This window comes from Bacteroides sp. ZJ-18, assembly GCF_011038705.2.
Classification (GTDB): domain Bacteria; phylum Bacteroidota; class Bacteroidia; order Bacteroidales; family Bacteroidaceae; genus Bacteroides; species Bacteroides hominis.
This window is the reverse complement of sequence record NZ_CP072198.1, coordinates 4,068,501-4,091,708: the sequence shown is the minus strand read 5'-3', so window position 1 is coordinate 4,091,708 and position 23,208 is coordinate 4,068,501. Positions and strand designations below refer to the sequence as shown.

Genomic DNA, 23,208 nt, shown 5'->3' with positions numbered 1-23,208 from the left:
ATTATTCAACAATCGTCATTTCGTTAATCAAATGTCCGCATCCTCCCAGTTTTTCAAGAATAAATAGTACATAGCGAATATCCAGATTGATACAGCGTTGCAGGTTGTTATCGAAATTGATGTCGCCACTCAGTGATTCCCAGTTACCATCAAACGCACAACCAATCAGTTCTCCATTTTCATTCAGTACCGGACTTCCGGAGTTACCACCGGTAATATCGTTAGTAGATAGGAAGCAAACAGGCATTTCACCATTCGGTAATGCGTAGCGTCCGAAGTCCTTTTTCTCAATCAGCTCTTTCAGTTTGGCCGGGACCACGAACTCACGGTCTTCCGGGTTCTCTTTTTCAAGGATTCCATCGGTTGTTGTGTAATATTTATAATATACACCGTCTTTGGGGCTATATGGCTTCACATTTCCGTAAGTCAGTCGGATTGTGAAATTTGCATCGGGATAAGATGGTGTAGGCAATTTCATTTCACCCAGTCCACGGATATATGTTTTATGTAATAAAGCCAGTTCTTCCGGCAGTTTGCCCATCTGTGCAGCCAGGTCGGTATATTTATCAAATTTAGCACGTGAGTATTGTGTGGCTATATCTTTTTCGATTGCCTTTACAGTTGGCTTTTTGATAAACTTATCAAAATTAGACTGATTTGCTAAAATTGAAGTATCATACATTGCATCCACGTATGCATTGTAGTCTCCTTTATATTCTTTTTCAATCACCTCGTAGATAGCGGGACGCTGTCCGGCAGGAACCATCTCTGCATAAAGTGGTAGCAAAGCTTTGGCTACTTTACGATCCACTTCGTGGTCGTAATCTTTATTATGGATGTTGTCAAACACCTCTTTTAATACCGTGATGTTAGCCTGAATATTAGAGTCGTTTTTCTGCTCTAACGCTTCTTTCAGTTTATCCATCACCAGATAAGGACTGCCAAATTCAATACCGCCGAAGAATGTTTCGGTCAGGCAGGTCTGCTGATATTTGATCGGAGAGGTTTTTGATACGGCTTCATTGATCTTAGATACAACCTGTATATAGTCAGTGTTATTTTTTTCTTTGGCGAATTGTGCAAATTTTGCTTCCTGGTCTGCTTTCGTGCCTAAAACATTATTATCGATAATGGCTTTGTTCATACCGATAGAATTTTTCCAATAATTGCTGGAACCTGCATATTTGTTGGCATATTGAATACGTACTTTGTCGCTGGCATTCATGGCTTCTTTCAGTACGTCCTGACGGGTGCCGCGGATGCGGATACGGGGAGCATTGCTTGCTTCCATACGCTCTTTCACTTCCGATACAGTGAGGTAACGGCTGGTACTTCCCGGGAATCCCATAATCATTGCATAATCTCCCTCTTTCAGCCCTTTGATAGAAATGCTCAGGTGCTTTTTAGTTTTCAAGGGTACATTGGAAGCATTGTATTCTGCCGGTTCTCCGTTGGCATCGGCGTAGATTCTGAACATTGAGAAGTCACCGGTATGGCGTGGCCACATCCAGTTGTCGGTTTCTCCGCCGAATTTGCCGATTGATGAAGGCGGGGCGGCAACCATGCGTACATCCGGATATACTTTCTTATAAAACATGTAGAATTTGTTTCCGGCATAGAAAGGCAATGCTTGCGGAACGATTCCTTTTTTTCCTTTCAGATCACTCTTTTCGAACAATTCCTTGGCCAGTTTATTGAGAAAAGCACTGCTGAATGATTCTGTCTCGGTGATTTCTTTTGCGGCGATTTTGGCATTTACGATATTAGTGATGTCTTCTATACGTTCGATAAATGTAAACTTTAACCCCGGTGTAGGCAGTTCTTTGTCTCTTGAGGTTGCCCAAAAGCCGTCTGTCAGATAATCGTGTTCAACAGAACTATGTTGTTGGATAGAAGCGTATCCGCAGTGATGGTTAGTTAATATCAATCCTTCCGGTGAAATGATTTCTCCGGTACATCCCCCACCGAAGATACCTACAGCATCTTTCAGTGAAACTCCGTTCGGATTATACAGGTCTTGGGCTTCAAGTTTCAGTCCCTGTTTTTTCATCATATCGATAGAGTGTTGTTCCTGCATCAGTTGCAGTAACCACATACCCTCGTCCGCCTTTGCGGAACAAACGACCAACGCAGTCAGCGCCAGTAAGTAAAGTTTGAGTCTGTTCATTAGTTTATTAAAAAATTAGTATGATTTGTTGCTTTTCTATTTTAATCTATGATCAATTTGTTTCCTTTGATAGCATCCATCACATTAGCGGGCGGACGTTGGTTCATTAGTTCATTTTTCATAAAGTCCATGTAAGGAGCCACATGTTTGAAGAACTGATGATATCCTTTGCACAGGTAGTTGAGCCCCGGTTCGCCGCTTGCTGTGCGGCTGAAACGATTCTTAGGGCATTCGCCATTGCAGGCAAACAGAAATTCGCATTCCTTGCATTGGGTGGGCAGTGAATTCTGTTTCATTTGTCCGAAAGACGTCTGGCGTTCGCTGTACATCATTTCTACCAGAGTCTGATTGTAAATGTTTCCCAATTTGAATTCCGGAAACACAAAATGGTCACATGAATATACATCACCATTGAATTCCATTACACCGGCATGTCCGCAAGTTTTTGCCATAGAACAGACACCCGGTTGTTCTCCTACCCAGTTGGCAAGAGTAGAGTCGAAAAGTTGGATATAATAGTTACCTACATCTTCTTTCACCCACTCGTCGAAAAGTGTACAGAGAAAGTTTCCCCATTGTTCAGGAGTAACGGAGAATTCAGCTATTTTTCCATCTTCCCGTTGTGTCAGGGATGCCAGATGGCGTCCGTCTTTATGGGGGAAAATTCGTTCCACTATTGGGGCAAACTGAATATAATGGCAATCTAACTCCTTGAAAAAATGATAAAAGTCGAGCGGATAGTCTGCATTAAAATCATTCACTACCGCCATGGCATTCCATTCTACTCCATGCTTTTTTAAAAGATTGATACCATTCATGACTTTCACAAACGATGGCTTTCCAAGTTTGTTCTTTCGGTATTCGTCGTGAAATTCCTGAGGCCCATCTATCGAAACTCCTACCAACCAATTGTTCTCACGAAAAAAATCGCACCACTCGTCGGTTAGCATGGTACCGTTGGTCTGTATACAGTTGTCTATGCTTCTTCCGCGAGCATATTTCTTTTGCAGTTCCATCGCTTTCTTATAGAAAGAGAGTGGACGCATCAATGTCTCTCCTCCGTGCCAGGTGAAGAGTACCTGCGGCATAGTTTGCGAATTGATGTATTGTTCGATGAACTTTTCGAGTAATTCATCACTCATCACATGTTTGGGATTTTCTTGATAAAGTCTGGACTTTTCCAGATAATAACAATAATCACATGCAAGGTTGCATACAGCCCCTACGGGCTTGAGCATTACGTATAGCGGCTTGGCAAAGGGTGCGTAGGTAGTAGACATTTTCTATATTATACGATTACAATTTTACGGGTTAACGGGCTGACTAATTCAATAACTCATTGACTATTTGTCAACTCCGAAAGTGCAAATTTAGATAAAGTAAATGAAAAATCCGTCCTTATATAGATGTTTATAAGGATTATTAAAGAAAAGAGTCTTACAAGTTTTAAATATTGATAAAATGTTTCATTTGCTTACGAATCCGTTGTACCTTTGTCACCGAAAAAGTTGTGTATCCTATGAATAAAGTATTGCCTTTTTTACTTTTGCTTTTTGTTTTCACTTCTTGTAGCCGTAAGTATAAGATTGAAGGCGCCTCTTCTGTAACCAGCCTGGATGGTAAGATGCTTTTTATTAAAGTGCTTCAGAACGGTGAGTGGCTTAATATTGATTCTGCAGAAGTGATACATGGATTGTTTTCGATGAAAGGCAAAGTGGATTCGGTAGTGATGGCTACACTTTATATTGGCGACGAGAGTATCATGCCTTTGGTAATTGAAAAAGGTAATATTCAAGTTTCAATTACAAATACTGAATTGGTTGCGAAAGGCACCTCCTTGAACAATGCACTTTATGCTTTTATTGATAAAAAGAACTCATTAGATATCCAGATAGAAGAGTTGCAACGTAAAGAGGCACGCATGGTGATGGATGGTGCTGACTTGGCAGATATTCATGAACAACTGACTCACGAAGGTGATTCGTTGATGCAGGATATGAATGGTTTTATCAAAAAATTTATTTCCGATAATTACGAAACGGTTTTAGGTCCAAGTGTATTTATGATGCTTTGCAGTACTTTGCCTTATCCGGTTATGACTCCCCAAATTGAGGACATCATGAAAGATGCTCCTTATTCTTTTAAAAATAATAAATTAGTAAAAGATTTTATTACAAAAGCGAAATCAAACATGGAGCTGATTGAAGAGCATCAGCGCATGGAACAAAATGCAACTTTAAATCGTTAAACTTTAAGTTTTTTCCGTATTTTTGCGAAAAACTTAATGAAAATGAACACGCACTTACGATTTAGTTATCTTTTTGTTGTTTTATTTGGTCTTTTGGTTGTATCATGTCATTCGACACCGGATACAGTTGTATTATCATTGTCTCAAGCTGAGAGAATAATGGAATCTGATCCGGATAGTGCTATGACTATTTTAAAGCACATCCCAACTCCTGAAAGCCTTCATGGCAAAGCTCAAGCAGATTATAGCCTGCTAATGACTCAGGCTATGGACAAGAATTACATGAAATTTACTTCGGATTCCCTCATTAAATTTGCGGTTGGTTATTATGGATCTTATACTGAAGATATTGTATCCAAAGGAAAAGCTTTCTATTATTATGGAAGAGTGATGGAAAGTCTTGATAAAGTGGAAGACGCTATGAAATTTTATTTGAAGGCGAAAGATGTATTAGGAAATAGCCATGAATATAAATTGTTAGGATTGATGTCTGAGGGAATAGGAAACTTAAATAGAAAACAAAAGCTTTTTGATGCTGCATTAAATGACTTCAGAGCTTCTTTACAATTTTATTCTCAAATACCAGATTCTTTAGGGATTAGTTTTGCTTATAGGAATATCGGTAGGGTATTTCTATATAAAGAACAATTGGATAGTGCATATCACTATTTTGATAAAGCTTTGCATATAGCTGATATTAAAAAATATCCGTCTGCATCCTCGATATTGTTAGAAGTCGGAGTAATACATCGGTCTGCAAATGATTATTTGGGCGCTGAGAATTGTTTTTTATCTTTTATAGAAAGGGAAATTAATAAAGACAACCTGTATTCAGGTTATTTAGCTTTGGGAAACTTATATCTTTATATGAATCGGCTAAAAGAGGCTAAAATGTATTTAGCTTTATGTCTTAAAAGTCCAAATATTATTGTAAAGAGAGATGCTTGTGAATGTTTATATGATTTAGAGAAAGAATTAAATAACTTTGGAGTAGCTATTGGTTATAAAGATATAGCTGACTCTTTACAATCAATAACTCAAGATATTGATATTCGAAATACCATAGCTGATTTGCGGAGTAAATATGATAGTGAAAAATGGCAAAAAGAAAGTTTGCAAGCCAGTATTGAGAAAAAGAATATTCTTTTGACAGGTTCATTTGTAGGCTTTATTGCTATATTAGTCATTATATATATTTATTATAAATATCGAATTAACCAGAAGTTAATCAGAGATATCAGCCAAAGGATTCGTCAGAATGCTACTGAGATAGAGATGTATCAAGAGCAAATACTCAATTATAGAAATTTACAAAAAGAAACATTAAAAGATTATCGAAATCAGATAGGAGAATTGCAAGGAAAAGTGTCTGTGCTTGAGGACCAGAATAAGACATTATCTATTCATTTAGTTGAAAAGAAAGGGAACATACCAGATAGTGACGATAATGATCTTTATGCTATCTACATGCAAGGACTTCGTATACTGCTTATGTTGAGAAAGAAGGAGGATATGGATAATAATCCTGATAAAAAACAACTTTTGGATGGTGATTGGGATAAGTTGTTTCATCTTTCCAATGCTTTACACAATGATTTCATCATGCGTATTAAGAAGGAATTTCCTAATTTGACTAAGCACGATCTTGAAATTTGTTGCTTGCTGAGATTTGGCATTACGCATGATGTTTTGGGGCTCGCTTTTCTAACAACTTCTGAGTCGGTGACAAAAGCTAAAGGACGTTTAAAAAAACGATTAAACTTATCTACATCCGATGATTTGGATGATTTTTTGCGAAAATATTAGTTTTGGCAGATTTGAATTGTCCGGGTATATATCTATGTTCGATTACTTAAATTGTTTATATATAGTATATTATCTTGTATTAACCCTTCCTGTATTTGTCCGGGTAATTTTTTTTGTTATCTTATTCAAATGCACTACATTTGACGAAACCAAAACAATATAGAATATGAAATTGCGTGTTATTTTATCGTTAATTATGGTATTGCTCATTGGGCAATCCATATGTGCTATGTCAACTCAAGTCCTCCGTAGACCTATTGTTCTTGATGGTGAATTGATTGATAATGGAACTCGTTCCTTAAAGCCATCCATTCCTATTTCTGCAGATATTGATGGTACTATTTTATCTATTGAGTTTATAGAAGCTATAGGTAATGTAGATATTGCAGTGAAAGAAATTACTGATGCTAAAAAAGAAGTTTATTCGTCTTCTATGGATGTAACAGCTGCCAGTCAGGTTACTTCGTTCTCTATTGCTGATTTAACTCCGGGAACTTATGTGCTTGAATTTACCAATGCAGCTGGTGGGTATGTATATGGACAGTTTATTGTAGAATAGTTGTTATAATGAAGAGAATTTTATTATCAACATGCGACAGAACGTATACGCAATTAGGTAATCAGGAAGCCTTGGTTTCCTTATTGAAAGGTGCGGGGTATGACGTGAACTATACATCGGAAGTAAGTGAACAAGAGTGGGTAAATTATCCTTTGATTATCACTTTTAAAGATGAAGAGTATGTTCGTGTTAAAGAAATGAATTTGCAAAACAATTTGTTGTCAATCAATGAATTAATGGGTGATACTTGTTTGTTGCCCTCTCATGACAGATGGACGAATAATGTGGATGATAATGAAAAGAAATCTATTTTGATTTGGGTTAATGAGTTTCATTCTATATTGAGGGTCTTAGCTCTGTTGAAAGGATATTCCACGTGGAGTACTACGTCTGTAGTCGATTTGAAATTACGTGATTTCACTCGGGTTGTACAAACTTTCCAAGCGCAGCTATGCCAGACCTCCGAAGTGATGGAGCATGCTTCGAAGGCTGATTTAATCATAAGTGATGGACTTTTCGCTGCTCAAGCTGTTTTAAATCATAAGCCTGTGATTATTGTTGATTCTTATGGTTGGAATGGTTTAGTTACTGATGCTACGTTTATGAGTCAATATGTTGCCGGTTTTACTGCAAAACCTGTTCAGAGTGATAGAGGGTATTTTCCATTATATGATTTATCTATTGCGATAAATAAGGCATTTGAAATGGAGCAGTCTGAGTTGAAAAGTTGCTCTAATAAACTCCTACAGGAGAATGAGTATATGTGTGAGAAAATTCTAAGAGTAGTTTCATCTCGGTGTTAACATTGATGTAACACTGGATTGGGACTTGTTTTTTTATATAGTACTATCATATGTTTTTAGTTTAATTGTTTAATACTTAAATGGTTGCTATGTGCGGGGTGCGTGATGTATCTCGCACATTTTTTTATTCTGTATGCTTTTAGGGTTCTTATGAAGAGGAAGAAATTAATAAGATAGTCTACAAAAAGTTAACATCGTAATTTTATGAAGTTAACTTCTTGCAATTACGAAGTTAATTTCTTGCAATTACGATGTTAACTTCGTAAAGTTACAATGTTAACTTCCTGTTTTTATGTGGTTTTGTCATCTACCAATATATAACATTCTTCGTTCTTTTTATCTGTTATGATCGTATATTTGCTGCCTATTTCTTCCAAAATTCTTTTTAATTTGTTGATGGCACTTGTCATATTATTGGTTGGATCAGCATTTTGAGGCCAGAATTCTTTCTTTAAATCACTTTTATTTATTCTGTAATTTGGACTGTTTAAGAAAAAAGTTAATATTTTTTGTTGCTGATTAGGCATTTTGATCGGATGGTTGTTGAATAAGACAAAATCTTTTTCAAAAACAAATTGATCCTTTAATGATAACTCTTCTTTTATGGTAGAATTAGTTTGCTTTTCTGTTTCTACACTACTGCCGACTGGTATGGTTTCGATGATATGAGGTGCAGGCTCTGCTGTATCGGCTGCTGGTACTGATGTCTTTTTTCGATACTTCCTATGATACCGTATAAACAGAATGATGATGTAGATGAGAATCAGTTCCACTATTAAATTGATGTAGATATTGGTTTTAGGCATTCGCTTCCACAAAGTTGAGAAATTATAGTCGATATACATAATGTAATCTACGCTAATAATTTCATCCTCCAAATGGTAGATAATCTTTTCTGAATTATGAGGGATACTACTTGGGGGCTGACTCCATATTTCTCTCTGTAGATGTTTGGAAACAATGATTCCGGTATTGACATATCCCTGTATATCGTTTTTATTTAAGTGCTTAATTATTAGATCTTCTATATCATAGCTTTGTAAACGGTCCATCATAAGTAACCCTAATTGGCGGGCGAAGAATATTTCGGTATCGATATCTTGAATTTTATGTTGATAAGTAAATAGCGTATCTTTTGAACAAAAAGTACGAGTTTCGTATGTTCCTATTTTCTTAGGTGAATTACTAAGTCCATTCAAAGGTAAATCCTTGCACTTTTGAGCTATGCTGTTAATTACTGCTTCTTTTAAAATATTTTCGACTTGTGGCTTGAATGTTTCTTTTTCTTTTTGAATAAGGGAGTGGATAATTGTATAGGTTGAAGCACCCATAGCAATCATAATAAATAGTATAATGACTCCGATTATTAAAAATATTCTTTTATTCATATTGCCATATCTTGTGTTGGTGCTGCAAAGTTACTTTAAAAGTTTTAATTTACCGCCTTATTTGTTGAATTAGTGATAAAATCAATTACTACTTTATTAGAACTTAATATATTGATATTTAGACGTCATCAAATAAAATGACGTTATCAATAAAAGTGTTGACGTAGAATGTTTGCATGCTTTTGTCTGCTCGCTTATCTTTGCTGATATTTATTAATTTATTGGTAAAATGAAAATAAAGATTTTGGCAGTATTGGCCGTTATTACAGTAGTTATAGTCTCTATGTTTATAAGAGAAAAGAGAGAAAATCCTTCATCATTAGTAATGATGAACATAGAGGCATTGGCGACAGGTGAAGGGACTTCACCTGCTATATGTTTTGGATATGGTTCAGTGGTTTGTCCCAATGACGGATCCAAAGTATTATATTATCGGTAATAAGAATTATGAAATACTATCTGACATTTCTCGTTCTTTTGGTAATATTTACCGGGTGCACTTCGGATTTGCCAAAAGATCGAGTGCTGTATGCTTCTTTCCCTAAGGAAGAGACACTACACTCCAAGGTCATTCAGCTTGATTCTGTTTATATGCGTTATCCGTTTCGGATTCATGTATCCGGTGATCAGGCGGTCGTCTTGGATTTACATGGTAGTGATGTGTATTGTCATCTTTTTCATTACCCTGATTTCCACTATCTGTCTTCGTTTGGCAGGCGGGGAGACTCACCGGAAGAGATGCTTTCAGTAGAAACAGTGAAATGTATAGATGGTTCGTATTGGACTTTAGATGCCAACAAAGGCGAGTTAACTAGGTTTGAGTTTGTTTCGGATAGAGATTCGCTTCTGCGTGCAGAAGCGATCTCTTTCGATAAAGACAGCATTCTGCGTGCTCTCGATTTTGTTGCATTCAATGATACTACTTTTCTAATTCCCGACTATTCGGGAGATAGTCGTTTTTGCTGGGTGAACCGGCAGGGAAAGTTCTTGAAGAAAAGTGGAACAATTCCTTCTTCCAATGAAGAAGCCTTGAAGGAAGCTCGTCCGGCTTTGGCACAAGCTTGGCGTAGTTTTATCGACTACAATCCTCACAATGGTGTGTTGATTGCTGCTACTCAATTAGGAGAGGTTCTTGAAATTTATAATCTTCAAAATGGTTCTCATAAAGTCTGTCAAGGTCCAAAAGGGGAGCCGGAATTTAAGTTGGCAGGTGGCTATGCAATTCCTGACGGGATCATGGGATTCTCGGATGTACAGGTTACAGATGATGCTATTTATGCTATTTTTCATGGACGCACATTTAAAGAGATCATGGCGCAACACCAGAAGGAAGGAAGAGCTACAGACGGTGGACAGTATATTTATGTATTTAATCTTGAGGGTGAACCTTTGTGTAAATACACCTTAGATCGTTATATCACAGGTTTCCATGTAGATGAAAAAAATAAGACTATTACAGCGACAGATGTTAATAATGACCAGCCCATTGTGGAGTTCCGCTTTAGTTAAGGTCAAGTGTAACAGGTTCGAAAAGGAGCGGGTGAAGCCGACTTGTCGATAGGGAAGCTATTTCTCCGCTCCTGACAACCTTTAGAAAAGGAGGTTTAACAGGCACAAGCATAATAAAAAAAAACTGATGAAAAATATTAATGAAGCATTTAGATTTTCTGCTGGAGGGAGTTAGCTCTTCCGAGAAAGGAGACAGAAAATGTTTAGTCTTTAATTTATATTAATTTGGAAAAATGCAAAAAAAAATATTTGCGATACCGATAGTCGCTGTTGTTGCACTGTTTACAGGTTACAATATTTATCAGGGCCAGAGTGCGGAAGCCACTTTGTCGGATTTGGCTTTAGCTAATGTTGAAGCATTGGCTACAGGAGGTGGTGAACCTGGTACTCATAATCATGGTCCAACAAGAAATCCTTTCTTAGGAAAAAAATATTGTAAAAATGAGAATCAGGTAGATTGTGCTTATTAAATGTATGGCATATCATAAATACTGATAAAGAGATTTATGATATGCTTTTACTACTTTTTATATAGATGTATGAAGAATAGAATCTTTTATTTATTTTTGATTATAACTTTAGTATTAACAGCTTGTGATCAAAAACTTAAAAACAAGTCAGCGTTAATTAGTAACATTCGTGTTGATTTCAGTGAAGTTTCTTTTGAAAATTTCAAGAGATTAAATGTGGTAGATACAACTTTGTTAATAGCATTAGCAGAAGATGTTGAAAACGATCTTGTTTTAGGACAGTTAGATAAAATAATCATTTTAAATGATACTATTTATATTGCTGATACTTATCTGAAGCGATTGCTTATGTATGATATGCAGGGAAATATATTAGGAAAAATAGGAAATTTAGGTGGGGGCCCCGGAGAGTTTGCTTCTTTATCGGATTTTTGTGTAAAAAAAGATGGGAGCATTTATATTTATGATAGTGCGAGTAACAAAATACTTGTATATGGTAAAGAATCAAATTTTTTGAGAGATTATCCGATATCATTTAAGGCAGAACAATTTCAGGCAACTAAAGATGGATTTCTATTTGGATTGGCTCCATATAATCAGGATGATATGACATTAGGCAAGCAAATAGCGTATACTGATAATGAGTTTGCTCTTCTTGCCACGGCATTGGAATATGATAAAAATATAGATAGCAATTATGAATTTTTCTCTCCAATGATTCCTGTTGGTGATGATGTAATTTACAATCGTGTCATAAATAATAATATATATATATTGGGAAGCAAAGGTGAAAATAAGCAGATTCTTCACTTTGATTTTGGCGATTATAATATTGTTGCGGAGGATTTGAAAGATATCAATGCTCTACTGGATTCGGATAAAGATTATTGCTACATAGCTTGCCCACCGGTTATGATTGATAGTATGATAATGGGGGTTCTTAATAAGAAAGGGGAATTGTATACTTTCATTTATGATCAGAAACGAGATGAAATGGCTTTAAATAGGTTAGCTGATTTTTCTTGTAAGAATATTAATCTTCCGATTACTTCTATAGGATCTAATTTTTTGGTATCTTATTTTAATAAAGATATATATTCGAGCTATTCTCAATCAGATGAATTGAACTTTGAGTTAAAAAACAAGATAGATCAAGGGGCATTTGTCTTATGTTTGAATAAAATAAGAGGTGAGATATAAGAAGTTTTTTATCTATTTATTATAGTTATGTACAAGATTGCTTTTTATATTATTTCTGTTTTAACAGTGTTTACTTCCTGTACATCCACAGATGTACCTGATAAGATGAGTTTACAACCCCAGGTAATGAATGATAGTCTTTTGACGACTATGCCTGGTGATTTATTGCTAATAGATGATTATTTAGTATGGTCTGATCCTTTCTCTGATAACAAGTTTCTGCATGTACATCGTTCTTCCGATGGAAAATATATCGGTTCTATGGGACAGAAGGGAGAGGGTCCGCAGGAATTTGTAAGTCCTTTGATCAATCGCTTTTCCATTAATCGCTGTATTGCCGCTCATGATGCTAACGGGAAAACCAGAGGCTATTTATCTATTGACAGTTTAATTGCCGGAAAAGAACCTTTTATGTCTTTATCAGATTTTGACCGGAATATACGAATGGCTAAACTGGACAAACAACTGTATCTGATTGAAACAGAAAATGGCGAGAACGATTATTTCAAAGTGAGTTCAAATGGGAAAGAATCTACATTTGGAGTCTATCCGGTTCGTGAAGTGAAACAGCATATGGGTACTTATAAAACCTACGATAAAGATCGTGGACTGCTTGCTTTTGGTCCTTTTAATTTTTCTTATTTGGCCTTATATAAAAAGGAAGGAGACAATTTTAAGTTATTATGGGAGCGTATGCCTGAAAAAGAAAACTATTCTGTTGTTGATGGGGCAATTAGGTTTGATCGTAGTGTGATGGGAGTGAGAGACATATGTATGACTAAAGAGTATATTGTTACTCTGGAGCGCGACCGGGAAGTTGATCCGTTGGATGAAAGGACTGTTGGACGTAATGCAAGTAAATGTCCCCGTACGGTTTTTGTATATGATTATAATGGCAAATTACTGAAAATAGTAGATTTGGGCATGCCTGTAATGCGTATTGCTGCCGACGGACGAAGCAATGCCCTGTATGCGATAGGAGTTAATCCTGATTTTGTGTTGGCGAAATATGATTTATAGAAATTGGCTTGGGGGCATTGGGATAGCTTGTGTACTTTTTGTCTCATGTAAACCCGCGGAGGTTGATGTACCTGTTACTTATTGTTCGTCTTTCCTTTTGAAAGATACTACTGTTATGCTTTCTGAAGTAGAGATGGATCCTATACAGGTAAATGCACGGTGTATGGTGTGGGATGGTGATAAGCGGGTATTGGTTCGTACGTCGACTTCAGATTCTATTTATGCCGTGTTTGCTTATCCGGAAATGAGATTTTTGAGCTATACAGGCAGCTTGTCAGAATATAAACAGATATTAGCTAAATGCAACGAAGGCTTTTATTTAGTAAAAGATGATTCGTTACGTGTATATCATTTAACTGATAAGGATTTGTTACAGAAAGCGACAACTCATTTTCTGTATGATAGTAATAAAATTCGATTATCTAACATTAAGAAATTGAATGATAAAATATATATAGCTTATGCATATACAGATCCTTCTTATAATGATACTAATTTAAATGAGTTCTACATGCTTGATGCTGAAAGCAATGTTTTATATCCTAAAGGGTATTATCCTGAACGTACTGGGGTAAGATTTAAAACGATATTTGACTTTAAGTTTGCTTATGCGCACGGTGTATGGCCAAAACCGGATGGAAGTCGCATTTTAGTTAACTATGTGAGGACCCGTCGTTTTCGGATTTATGATTCGGGTGCTCGGTTATTGCACGATGTATGTCTTGATTATGCACCTAATAAATATGTTGTGGATGCAGACCCTAATCGTTGGACGACGTTTATTAGAGACTGTTTTGTTACCGATAAATACATTTATTTGCTATGTCCGGAAGGTGAGAAATCCAGTTTGGTTATAGTAGATTGGGAAGGCAGGCCAATAGCGCGTTATCGTTTGGATGAAAAGATATTTTTCTTTTTTATCGATTCCGGCCGAAATCTTTTTTGTGGTATTAATTCAAATCATGAGCGGTCCTTTTATTTTCTCGATTTGGATATAAATTAGTAGATATTTATGAAATATTTGTATGTATTGTTAGCTTTTTCCTTTTTGTTTTCTTGTAAAGATGAGAACAAGAAACAAGCGGAGTCTATTTTGAAAGAATGGATGAATAAGGAAATTGTTTTTCCAAAGAAAATGTATTTTAGTATTCAAGGTAAAGAGAATGTTGATTTTCGTATAAAAGACACCGAATATAAGATTGTCGCCTATGTTGATTCTGCCGGTTGCACCAGTTGTAAGTTACATTTATCTAAATGGAAAGAGTTAATTCACTATATGGATTCTGTGCAGCCTGAGCATGTGCAGTTTTTGTTTTTCTTTTTTTCTAAGAATGGTAGAGATATATATCATACTATGCGGATGGATAAATTTACTTATCCGGTTTGCATTGATACTCTTGATCATTTCAACCAATTAAATCATTTTCCTTCAGATGTAAGATTCCAGACCTTTTTACTTAATCAAGATAATAAGGTTGTGGCAATGGGTAATCCTGTGCAAAATCCTCAAATAAAAGATTTGTATTTAAAGATTATTTCCGGTGGTAAAGCTGATTTAAAAGAAAATCGCACTCAGACTGATGTCGAGCTTGAAGACACATTAGTGGATTTGGGAATTTTCGATTCTAAGAAAGAACAAAAATGTATTTTTACTATACAGAATACCGGTAAGAATCTATTAGTGATTGATGATATCAACACTTCGTGCGGATGTACTACCGTAGAGTATTCAAAAGAACCGGTTCAATCAGGAAAATCGATAGATATAGCGGTAACTTATAAAGCTGAGCATCCGGAGCATTTTAACAAAACAATCACGGTTTATTGCAATTCGGAATCTTCGCCTTTGCAACTGAAGATAAAAGGAGACGCTAAATAAAGCTAAAAATATTGCCGGCTGACGATCGGGTTGTGGTGGACAAATAACCAAGGGGGGCGATTTTGTTCAATGGTTTATTTCTAGGAGTAGTTGGTAAACTTGCTGCAATTCATTGTAAGCCGGCTTTTTAATATAAAGTTAAAATCTATGTTATGAGAAAAATAATCTTTTTGTTGTTCGTAGGCTTTTTGTTTGCATGTAATCGGCAAGCAGAAGATATTCTTCATTCAGGAGAACGTTTGTCAAATAAAGAAATATATTTGGATTCTGTAGTTGTTGATGCTAGTTATACTAGTGGTTGGGGAAATTTTTATTTGGTTGATTCTATTATAACATTTGCTGATACATATTATTCTAAGTTTTATGACTATAAGGCTAATTCTGGAGATTCTATTGCAGAGTATTTTAGAAAAGGAAATGGTCCTGGAGAATTAAATGAGTTTATGTTTGCCTATCCTGTTCGTAATAAAAAAGAACAGTGTTTAATTGTTGATAATTCAATCATGCTCCATTCTTTTAAACGGTGGGACCATGAATTGTTTCATCATGGGAAAGTTGATTTTGGTTGGGATGGGATATGTAAAGATTATGAGTCTCCAAGAGTTTATAATATGATATATTTAACTGATTATGGAGTTGATTTCTACTATCTGAATGATTCTATTCTAATTTTCCCTGTAAATTTAGTAGATCGTTTTGTTTCAGAGAAGCAGATAGGGTCAGATCGTTATGACAAATTGCATATTTTTGGTGAGTTAAATGTAAATACTATGATGGTTGAACGTGTTACAGGGAAAATGCCTGAAATTTATCATGAAAAACCTATACCGCATTTTGAGTCTTTTCGTTTTGCAATGAAGGGAGATACTGTGTATGTGAATCATTACGTGGATTCGTTAATTTATGTGTATTTATATCCGGATAAGCTTATTTATACTATGGGGTTTGAAGGTAGGAATATTAATCGTAACTATACACAGACTACGGAGCTTGATGAGGGAAAGACATTTATGAAAGATTATAAAACTGTTGGCTCAAGTGCTGGATTAGATTATGTACCGGAAACTAACATGTTAATTCGAACTTATGTGAAAGAAAGGATTACAAGAAAAACTGGAATACAGTTTTATCAAAACTCAAACATGTTGGCTGATGTGGATATGCCTGATTATTTTATGTTTCTTGGATATAACAACGGTTGGTACTATGGAGTACGTAAGTTACCTTTGGAAACGGAAAATGATATACGTTTTGTTTTTTATAAATTTCGAATAGAATGAGAACTTTTTTTAAATAAATATCTTATTAGTGCTATTGTGGATTGATGCCTTGTTAATTATTTGATAATCAAGAAAGTATATAAATTTATATACTTGTTATGTCTGGAAAGAAGAAAATTATGATGAAGATCTATTTGCTTTGCGGATTATTGAGTGCTGTTGTCTGCTGTTCTTGTACGGAGAACAAGCGGCTGAAGTATGCTTTGGAGTTTGCCGGAGAGAATAGGGGAGAACTTGAGAAAGTTTTGGAACACTATAAGGATAGCGGGCTGAAACAGGATGCCGCACGATTTCTGATTGAAAATATGCCTCGTTATTTTAGTTATGAAGGGTGGCAGTTGGATACTTTAAAAGCAATTCATGCGGCTACAGTACATACGGATGGTTGGGTAAATAAGGAAGCTCGTAAAAAGTGGGAGCATTTCTCTTATCGGACTTTAAAAAGGGTATATGATGCTAAGGTAATTAGAGCTGAGTTCCTGATTCATCACATTGATCAAGCATTTGAGGTTTGGGAAAAACGACCTTGGAATAAATATTTGCCGTTTGATGATTTTTGCGAGTTGATTTTACCGTATCGGGTCGGGGATGAACCTTTAGAGGAGTGGCGTAGTTGGTATAAAGAGCGTTATGAATCTATATTGGATTCACTCTACCAAGGGACAGATGTTGTGGAAGCTACTGATTGTTTGGGAGCTTATTTGCGTCAGGAAAAAGATTTCAGGTATAGTGTCGAGCTGGAACTACCGCATCTGGGTGCAGGATTTTTGCTGGCCAATAGGGTTGGAAGTTGTGAGGCTTCTTGTGATTTTACGGTTTATGTCTTACGTGCTCTGGGTATTCCCGCCGCTACAGACATTTATCATTATGGTCCCGGGAAAGGGGCCGGACATGTCTGGAATGTATTGAGGGATACAACAGGGGGATATGTACCTTTCTGGTTTATTCAGACTAAAGTGGAACGGGGAGGAAATGATAAACGTGAAAAAGGGAAGGTGTACAGGCAATGCTTTGGAGCGCAGCAAGAAAAGATATCGGGTATCCGGCGTGATCAGTCGGTTCCGTTCCCACTGAAAGATCCGTATCTGAAAGATGTGACTGATGATTATTTTCCGGCAAACCAGGTTGAAATCGAAATTGATTCTCAGGTTAACAAGAAATACATTTGTTTAGGCGTGTTTACGTTGGAAGGGTGTATGCCAATAGATATTACATTGCAGAAAGGAAACAAAGCTACATTTACAAATGTGGAACCGGGCATTTTGTTTCAACCACTTTATTTTAATGGCCTTAAGTGGGTAGCGGCCGGATACCCTTTTCTTGTGGATGAAAAGGGAGAGGTGAAGTATCATAAGCCTGATTTTTCCAAAAAAGAAAGTATGGATCTGAATCGTAAATTCTTGTTACGGCAATATCTGAAAGATTATCTCAGTGCTGTGGTGGGAAGTAAGATAGAAGGGGCTAATCATTTGGACTTCTCGGATGCTTGCCTGCTGTATCAGATAGTAGATACTCCTAAAGTAAGCTATCAGGCAGCTTATCCGCCATCGGAAAAGAAGTATCGGTATATTCGTTACACATCACCTCCCGATAAGCCACTTCAACTGGCTGAACTACAGTTGTTCCGAAATTCAGATGATCAAGAGAAGCTTTCTGCGAAAGTTGTTGGTGGCAGTAATACTTTTATTGCGGATGACCGGTTCGATAGTTTAAAAGTGAATGATGGCGATGGGCTAACTTTTTTTCTCACCAAAGAAAAAGGAGCTTTTGTGACACTTGATTTAGGGAAAGCGGAAAAGATCGGAAAGATTGTCTATATGCCTCGTAACGATGATAACTTTATTCGGTTAGGAGATCAGTATGAGTTGTATTATCAGGATGGATTTAATGGTTGGATCTCGTTGGGTGAGCAAGTGGCTACAGAATTAACATTGCATTATGATAATATTCCCCAAAATGCAGTGCTTTGGCTCCGAAATTTATCAAGAGGAAAAGAGGAAACTGTATTTCGGAACGAGGCAGGTCGGCAGGTTTTCTTTGTGAAGTGGTAGAAAGATGAAAATATCAGACCATAAAAAGAAAACTATGTTGATTTTCTTTGTCGGGTATGATACAAATGCTCAAATGACCTGAATTTACTGCTTTTTGACCTGTAATTGTCCCTTAAAGCCCTTTTTTTTCTCAAACTTTGTGGCGTAAAGCTGACATAAAAGTTTGATTATCATGAAAAAAAGATTGAGAGTTCGTGGAATTTTATGGGTGATTTTATTGATAACTGTATCAAGTTGTATAGAATCTGATAGGATTATGCATTATGCTCAATTTGAGCATACCATAAATTTGAAATCCGATAGAATACAGGTTCCTTCGGTGTTATTGTATCCACGGAGTTTAGTTTTATGTGATAGTAATCTGATAGTATTCAATGAAAAAATGGATACTATGTTTCAATGCTTCCATTTGCCGGATTTGACTTTTCAATATAGTTTTGGAACACAGGGGCAGGGACCGAATGATTTCGTTCTCCCTTCTATTACCCCTGTGAAATATCAAAAGAATGGATTTGTCATGTTAGACGGAATTAACCTGAAACATATTAGTGTTGAGAAAGATAAAGCTACCGTACAGACTTCGACTTTAAATTATGGATTTAATTGTTTTAATGACTTGATAAGTATTTCCGATAGCAGCTACTGTTGTAATGGCGGCTTTGAGAATGAAAAAGAATTTAGGTTTCTTTATCCTGACGGAAATCATGAATCATGGGGAGAATATCCCGAAACAGAGGAACGTTTCGGATCTGTTTTGGGCAGGAATCAAGCGTATATAAAGATGACCGTCGCCAAGCCTGATAAGAGTTGTTTCGTTTCGTTCTACCAACATATACGCCGTTTCAGAATTTATGGCCAGGATGGAAAACTAAAAAGAGATGTAATTTTAGATCTTTTCCCGGGACAGGAATGTCCGGAGGTAGATGATAATATGAGGCTTATACATCCTATATGTGTGTACACGACGGATAATTACATTTATACGCTAAATCTGGATATGACAACAGAAGATGTAGAGGATAGGAAAACAACCCCTAATATTCAAGTCTTTGATTGGGAAGGGAAACCACTCATACAATATAAACTCGACTGTTTTATTAACACTTTTGCTGTTGATGAAGTTGCACATAAGATTTATGGCGTTTTTGTGGAGGACGAAGATCATATTTATGTATTCAATTTACCCCAGTTATGAAATTGACAGCCTTGCTTCTTTTAAGTTTTTTATTTTGTGCTCAGGTTGTTGCGCAAGTTTCTCAACCCCACGGAGATCTTTTGCGTGGTGAGACGTATGTGATTGAAGTGCCTAAAGGATGGAATCGCCCTTCTGCTGTGCGTTCCTGTGATGAACCTTTGAGGCGTAGAAGAGAAGGGTATGAAACGACAAAGTTTATGAGGGTATATTCTAAGCGTAAAGATCGTTGTGGTTCTGTTTTGACTATTATAGAAGTACAAAACTGTAAATGTTATCAGGAAATATTTGAGAGAGACAGTGTTTCGGCATTAGCAGATGCTACTCGGGTAAAGGTTATATATAGATCGATTAATGGTAGAAAAAAGATGATTGTCTCTTCTTATAAAGCCGATCGCCATCCGGAAACTAATGAATTATCAGCGCTACAGAAAGTCGAATGGTATTTGCAAGGGAATAAATGCGTGTATTATATTAGTTTCTCATCCTGTTCTATGTTTCTGGAGTTACTTCCACAGGTCAAAGGGATTGTAGCATCGTTAAAGGAAATCTGAGCGGAATTGATAATTTAGTATAGTATAAATATAGCATTTTATTGGTATTATGATAATGATTAGGAGTTTTGTATTTGTAGTTTTATTGGGGATAGTTGTAGGTTCTTGTCAGCAGGATAAGAAAACTGTAATTCATAGAACTGATGATTATACATTAGTAGCGAAGGAAGATAAATGTTTTCCGTTGGACAGTGAAACGGTTCAATTATCAGATTATTTACAATTGATCTATATGGATGGAAAACTGGTTTTTTCGTTTATAAATAACTATGATAACTCGATTGTACTGTATGATTACGGGACTGTGAAAAATATGGGTAAGATTAGGTTTGAGCAGGAGGGCTCGAATGGAGTTGGCAGTATTACTTCATACTTGTTTTTGAATAAAGATTCGATTTATTTGTATGATAGGATGACACGTTATCTGTACCTGACGAATGATAGTAGTCATGTGAAAGATAAGAAACGAATAGACATTGTCAGACGTTTGAAAGGAGATTCCATTTTTGCACCTTCTGAATTGTTTCCGCGTACAAATTCTCCTATTTTAAAAATAGGTGATGAATTGTTGTTGTCCGGAACTCTTTTTTATGAATTTGAGGGTGAGAATGATTCAAATCGTCCTGTGATGGCTTTCTATAATTTGCAGAAGAACACTATTAGGTATTCTGATAGTTATCCATCTATGTATCATTCTGGAAATTGGGGAGGAAGTTTTACATATCGTTTCCCTTATTATACCTTGTCTCCTAATAATGAACTGGTTATTAGTTTTGCTGCCGATCATAATATAAGAGTACATCATGTAAACTCACTGCAATATCATGAGTTTTATGCCGGAACCAAAGAAGATATCGTTATTGAACCAGTTGAGAAAAGTCTTGATTTCGAACATTTTTCTCCAGAAGCCGATAGAGATCACTATGTCCATAGTTTGAATTATGGATGTATTCACTATGACTCATATAGAGAGGTTTACTATCGTTTGGCAGGACATCCAGACAGTAGTATTGATCCTAAAGAGGGGGTGCTACGCAAACCAATGTCAGTGACTATTTTAGATAAGAACTTTCAAATTGTGGGAGAAACAATGTTACCCCAAGAACTTTATTTATTAAATCAATGTTTTGTCGGTCCGGATGGATTTCACATTCAAGTGGAGTCAGAAGATGATGATATAATGCGTTTTAAAACATTTGAACTATTAAAATTATGAGGAAACTGGATATAGTATGGAAATATTGTGATTATATCTAATGTGGGCTGTGGTGGATGTATTTCGGAGTCAGAGGCTTTTTTGAAAAGGAATATAAATGATAGTATTGCAGGTTAGCAATCCTAAAAAAGTAGAGTGGGATTTTGGGGATCCAGGGAACAGTTTTGAACAAACTATCCATATCCACAACGAAGATTATTCTAAAATGATATCGAAAATATTGCTTTATTAACACGCTTATAATAAGAATATTACGTCTTTATTCTGCACCGTTATCTGAGTCCGTGTACCCGGGCTTGTGGGCCTGTGTACCCGGGCTTATGGGCCTGCATACCTGGGCTCATGGGCACAGGTATGCGGGACGGGATAAAGAAAAGACCATTTTCACTAAAGATAGCAAGAAAAACAAAATACAATAATAGACATAAATAGATAAAAAACCAACTATATGTATGTGCATATCAGATATTTATAGCTTATTTATCCCTTAAAAACGGAGGTGGAAGATGGAAGATGGAGGTGGAAGATAAATGGCTTAAAAACACGATCTTCCACCATGCTATTGTATTGATTATTAATAAATTAAACTTAAAAAGGTGGAAGATGGAAGATCGAAATGCGTTTTTTGTAGGAAAGTGTCTTTTCACCACAGGATTGCACAATACGGAAACCTTCTTAATCTTTTGTTTCAATCATTTTTAAACAGGATCTAAAACATTTGGTAATGTTTTTACGAATAAGATGTGTTTATAATTTAAAATGTATTATTTTTGCGAGTATAGAAAAAATATCATAATATGTAGCCTTGACTAATATATGTGGAAGAAGTTGTTATTGTGTGTTTGTTTAATAACTATTTTGTGTTCTTGTCAGAAACAACATAGTGCTTATGCACCTCCTACGTTTCCGGAAGTAAAGAACATACATGCTCATCGTTTGTCGGACGAACTGCTGATTAGCTATCCTTTGGATATGGCTGTTAGTGAGGACTATATCTTTATATTGGCTTTGGTTGATAATACATGGTTGCAAGTATATGATAAGAGCACAGGCCAATTGCTTGGAAGTTTTGTAAGAAGGGGACAGGGACCGGGTGAAGTGACTACTGCAAACATGTGCTATTATGATGCACGTGAAAAGAACATTTCGGTGTATGATGAATCTTCTATGAAGTTATTGACTTATCAGTTTGATAAAGAGGATGATAATTGGGGAACATTGATAGAAGAACAGCCTTTTTATAATTTAGGAGCTACAGTACGCCGGGTGTGGGGACTTCGGGATGATAAATTTCTGGTGGATGGTCAGTTGGGAACAAAGTCGGATCAGCAAAAACGTTTTCAGATGCTGGCAGATGCCGAAGTGGTGGCTGATTACAGTGATTTTCCTATAGATACTCCGGAAGAACGTGCCGTTTGGTCATCGCCTGCAATTGCGGTATCTCCGGATTGTAAAAAAATGGTTGTGGGAACTTTATATGGAGGAGTCCTTGAATTATTTGATTTATCAAAAGGCATAGAATTAAAAGCAATCCGAAAATTTTATCCTCCGGTTGTGCAATATTTATCCGGAACTATCCAAAGCACAGGGGAGACTGTTTGGGGCTTCTCTGCGTTATGTGCCACGGATGAAAAGGTTTATAGTGTATTTATAGGTGACAAGAATCCCAATTTATTCAATAACTTATCTGTTTTTGATTGGGACGGCCGGGAATTAATCAAATATAATACTGATTGCCTCATTCTGAGAATTTGTGCTTCGATCCGGGAACCTAATAAACTTTATGGGATTGCTTTTTCTAAAACCCGGGAATTTTATTTGGTCTCTTTTACTTTCGATTCTTGACGGGAGATCGTATTAAAATAT

At 36.3% G+C, this 23,208-nt stretch carries 20 protein-coding genes; 17 read left to right on the top strand and 3 right to left on the bottom strand.

Features of this window, described 5'->3' with window-relative positions:
• Position 1: 1 nt before the first annotated feature.
• The gene (locus G7Y45_RS16610) at positions 2-2,167 is read right to left on the bottom strand and encodes a S46 family peptidase (RefSeq protein ID WP_165015758.1); all 2,166 of its coding nucleotides are present in this window, start codon (positions 2,165-2,167) and stop codon (positions 2-4) included.
• A 41-nt stretch (positions 2,168-2,208) separates the two neighbouring features.
• The gene (locus G7Y45_RS16605) at positions 2,209-3,447 is read right to left on the bottom strand and encodes an anaerobic sulfatase-maturation protein (RefSeq protein ID WP_122296209.1); all 1,239 of its coding nucleotides are present in this window, start codon (positions 3,445-3,447) and stop codon (positions 2,209-2,211) included.
• A gap of 239 nt (positions 3,448-3,686) precedes the next feature.
• Between G7Y45_RS16605 and G7Y45_RS16600 the strand changes: the two genes are divergently transcribed.
• The 4 genes from G7Y45_RS16600 (at position 3,687) to G7Y45_RS16585 (ending at position 7,583) form a co-directional block, all read left to right on the top strand.
• Positions 3,687-4,415, top strand: coding sequence for a DUF4369 domain-containing protein (locus tag G7Y45_RS16600; RefSeq protein ID WP_005807430.1), 729 nt, complete (start codon positions 3,687-3,689; stop codon positions 4,413-4,415).
• A gap of 42 nt (positions 4,416-4,457) precedes the next feature.
• Positions 4,458-6,221, top strand: coding sequence for a tetratricopeptide repeat protein (locus G7Y45_RS16595; protein ID WP_165015761.1), 1,764 nt, complete (start codon positions 4,458-4,460; stop codon positions 6,219-6,221).
• A gap of 166 nt (positions 6,222-6,387) precedes the next feature.
• A complete protein-coding gene (locus G7Y45_RS16590) occupies positions 6,388-6,780 on the top strand; it encodes a DUF3244 domain-containing protein (RefSeq protein WP_165015764.1) in 393 nt (130 codons plus the stop codon).
• An 8-nt stretch (positions 6,781-6,788) separates the two neighbouring features.
• Positions 6,789-7,583, top strand: coding sequence for a hypothetical protein (locus tag G7Y45_RS16585; protein ID WP_165015767.1), 795 nt, complete (start codon positions 6,789-6,791; stop codon positions 7,581-7,583).
• A gap of 290 nt (positions 7,584-7,873) precedes the next feature.
• Here G7Y45_RS16585 and G7Y45_RS16580 read toward each other — a convergent pair whose 3' ends face one another.
• Positions 7,874-8,971 carry a helix-turn-helix domain-containing protein gene (locus tag G7Y45_RS16580; RefSeq protein ID WP_165015770.1) on the bottom strand — a complete coding sequence of 366 codons (1,098 nt, stop codon included), beginning with the start codon at positions 8,969-8,971 and terminating at the stop codon, positions 7,874-7,876.
• 229 nt (positions 8,972-9,200) lie between these two features.
• Between G7Y45_RS16580 and G7Y45_RS16575 the strand changes: the two genes are divergently transcribed.
• From G7Y45_RS16575 to G7Y45_RS16515, 13 genes are all read left to right on the top strand, one after another.
• Positions 9,201-9,410: an NVEALA domain-containing protein gene (locus G7Y45_RS16575; protein ID WP_005780273.1), complete on the top strand. Its 210-nt coding sequence runs from the start codon at positions 9,201-9,203 to the stop codon at positions 9,408-9,410.
• An 8-nt stretch (positions 9,411-9,418) separates the two neighbouring features.
• Entirely contained in the window at positions 9,419-10,480 is a 1,062-nt protein-coding gene (locus G7Y45_RS16570) for a TolB-like 6-bladed beta-propeller domain-containing protein (protein WP_101603327.1), read from the top strand.
• 233 nt (positions 10,481-10,713) lie between these two features.
• The gene (locus G7Y45_RS16565) at positions 10,714-10,950 is read left to right on the top strand and encodes an NVEALA domain-containing protein (RefSeq protein ID WP_032542529.1); all 237 of its coding nucleotides are present in this window, start codon (positions 10,714-10,716) and stop codon (positions 10,948-10,950) included.
• A gap of 69 nt (positions 10,951-11,019) precedes the next feature.
• Positions 11,020-12,150, top strand: a complete 1,131-nt coding sequence (locus tag G7Y45_RS16560; protein ID WP_233501987.1) for a 6-bladed beta-propeller — start codon at positions 11,020-11,022, stop codon at positions 12,148-12,150.
• 27 nt (positions 12,151-12,177) lie between these two features.
• The gene (locus G7Y45_RS16555; protein WP_165015773.1) at positions 12,178-13,170 is read left to right on the top strand and encodes a BF3164 family lipoprotein; all 993 of its coding nucleotides are present in this window, start codon (positions 12,178-12,180) and stop codon (positions 13,168-13,170) included.
• Positions 13,160-14,173, top strand: coding sequence for a hypothetical protein (locus G7Y45_RS16550; protein WP_165015776.1), 1,014 nt, complete (start codon positions 13,160-13,162; stop codon positions 14,171-14,173). Before G7Y45_RS16555 ends, G7Y45_RS16550 begins: the two co-directional genes overlap by 11 nt.
• Positions 14,174-14,182: 9 nt before the next feature.
• Positions 14,183-15,049: a DUF1573 domain-containing protein gene (locus G7Y45_RS16545; RefSeq protein ID WP_032542527.1), complete on the top strand. Its 867-nt coding sequence runs from the start codon at positions 14,183-14,185 to the stop codon at positions 15,047-15,049.
• Between the two features lie 152 nt (positions 15,050-15,201).
• Positions 15,202-16,329 (top strand): hypothetical protein, encoded by a 1,128-nt coding sequence (locus G7Y45_RS16540; protein WP_032542526.1) that lies wholly within the window; start codon positions 15,202-15,204, stop codon positions 16,327-16,329.
• A 119-nt stretch (positions 16,330-16,448) separates the two neighbouring features.
• A complete protein-coding gene (locus tag G7Y45_RS16535) occupies positions 16,449-18,380 on the top strand; it encodes a transglutaminase domain-containing protein (RefSeq protein WP_241158984.1) in 1,932 nt (643 codons plus the stop codon).
• 184 nt (positions 18,381-18,564) lie between these two features.
• Complete coding sequence (locus tag G7Y45_RS16530; RefSeq protein ID WP_032530592.1) at positions 18,565-19,575, top strand: BF3164 family lipoprotein; 1,011 nt, start codon at positions 18,565-18,567, stop codon at positions 19,573-19,575.
• Complete coding sequence (locus G7Y45_RS16525; RefSeq protein ID WP_165015782.1) at positions 19,572-20,126, top strand: hypothetical protein; 555 nt, start codon at positions 19,572-19,574, stop codon at positions 20,124-20,126. Before G7Y45_RS16530 ends, G7Y45_RS16525 begins: the two co-directional genes overlap by 4 nt.
• A 49-nt stretch (positions 20,127-20,175) precedes the next feature.
• Entirely contained in the window at positions 20,176-21,342 is a 1,167-nt protein-coding gene (locus G7Y45_RS16520) for a DUF4221 family protein (RefSeq protein ID WP_032542524.1), read from the top strand.
• Positions 21,343-22,158: 816 nt separating this feature from the next.
• The gene (locus G7Y45_RS16515) at positions 22,159-23,187 is read left to right on the top strand and encodes a BF3164 family lipoprotein (protein WP_101603321.1); all 1,029 of its coding nucleotides are present in this window, start codon (positions 22,159-22,161) and stop codon (positions 23,185-23,187) included.
• Positions 23,188-23,208: the final 21 nt, after the last annotated feature.

What these genes read in the sequence shown, in the direction of transcription:
- G7Y45_RS16610 (WP_165015758.1), bottom strand. Translation starts at nt 2,167, where the DNA reads ATGAACAGACTCAAACTTTACTTACTGGCGCTGACTGCGTTGGTCGTT.
- G7Y45_RS16605 (WP_122296209.1), bottom strand. Translation starts at nt 3,447, where the DNA reads ATGTCTACTACCTACGCACCCTTTGCCAAGCCGCTATACGTAATGCTC.
- G7Y45_RS16600 (WP_005807430.1), top strand. Translation starts at nt 3,687, where the DNA reads ATGAATAAAGTATTGCCTTTTTTACTTTTGCTTTTTGTTTTCACTTCT.
- G7Y45_RS16595 (WP_165015761.1), top strand. Translation starts at nt 4,458, where the DNA reads ATGAACACGCACTTACGATTTAGTTATCTTTTTGTTGTTTTATTTGGT.
- G7Y45_RS16590 (WP_165015764.1), top strand. Translation starts at nt 6,388, where the DNA reads ATGAAATTGCGTGTTATTTTATCGTTAATTATGGTATTGCTCATTGGG.
- G7Y45_RS16585 (WP_165015767.1), top strand. Translation starts at nt 6,789, where the DNA reads ATGAAGAGAATTTTATTATCAACATGCGACAGAACGTATACGCAATTA.
- G7Y45_RS16580 (WP_165015770.1), bottom strand. Translation starts at nt 8,971, where the DNA reads ATGAATAAAAGAATATTTTTAATAATCGGAGTCATTATACTATTTATT.
- G7Y45_RS16575 (WP_005780273.1), top strand. Translation starts at nt 9,201, where the DNA reads ATGAAAATAAAGATTTTGGCAGTATTGGCCGTTATTACAGTAGTTATA.
- G7Y45_RS16570 (WP_101603327.1), top strand. Translation starts at nt 9,419, where the DNA reads ATGAAATACTATCTGACATTTCTCGTTCTTTTGGTAATATTTACCGGG.
- G7Y45_RS16565 (WP_032542529.1), top strand. Translation starts at nt 10,714, where the DNA reads ATGCAAAAAAAAATATTTGCGATACCGATAGTCGCTGTTGTTGCACTG.
- G7Y45_RS16560 (WP_233501987.1), top strand. Translation starts at nt 11,020, where the DNA reads ATGAAGAATAGAATCTTTTATTTATTTTTGATTATAACTTTAGTATTA.
- G7Y45_RS16555 (WP_165015773.1), top strand. Translation starts at nt 12,178, where the DNA reads ATGTACAAGATTGCTTTTTATATTATTTCTGTTTTAACAGTGTTTACT.
- G7Y45_RS16550 (WP_165015776.1), top strand. Translation starts at nt 13,160, where the DNA reads ATGATTTATAGAAATTGGCTTGGGGGCATTGGGATAGCTTGTGTACTT.
- G7Y45_RS16545 (WP_032542527.1), top strand. Translation starts at nt 14,183, where the DNA reads ATGAAATATTTGTATGTATTGTTAGCTTTTTCCTTTTTGTTTTCTTGT.
- G7Y45_RS16540 (WP_032542526.1), top strand. Translation starts at nt 15,202, where the DNA reads ATGAGAAAAATAATCTTTTTGTTGTTCGTAGGCTTTTTGTTTGCATGT.
- G7Y45_RS16535 (WP_241158984.1), top strand. Translation starts at nt 16,449, where the DNA reads ATGATGAAGATCTATTTGCTTTGCGGATTATTGAGTGCTGTTGTCTGC.
- G7Y45_RS16525 (WP_165015782.1), top strand. Translation starts at nt 19,572, where the DNA reads ATGAAATTGACAGCCTTGCTTCTTTTAAGTTTTTTATTTTGTGCTCAG.
- G7Y45_RS16520 (WP_032542524.1), top strand. Translation starts at nt 20,176, where the DNA reads ATGATAATGATTAGGAGTTTTGTATTTGTAGTTTTATTGGGGATAGTT.
- G7Y45_RS16515 (WP_101603321.1), top strand. Translation starts at nt 22,159, where the DNA reads ATGTGGAAGAAGTTGTTATTGTGTGTTTGTTTAATAACTATTTTGTGT.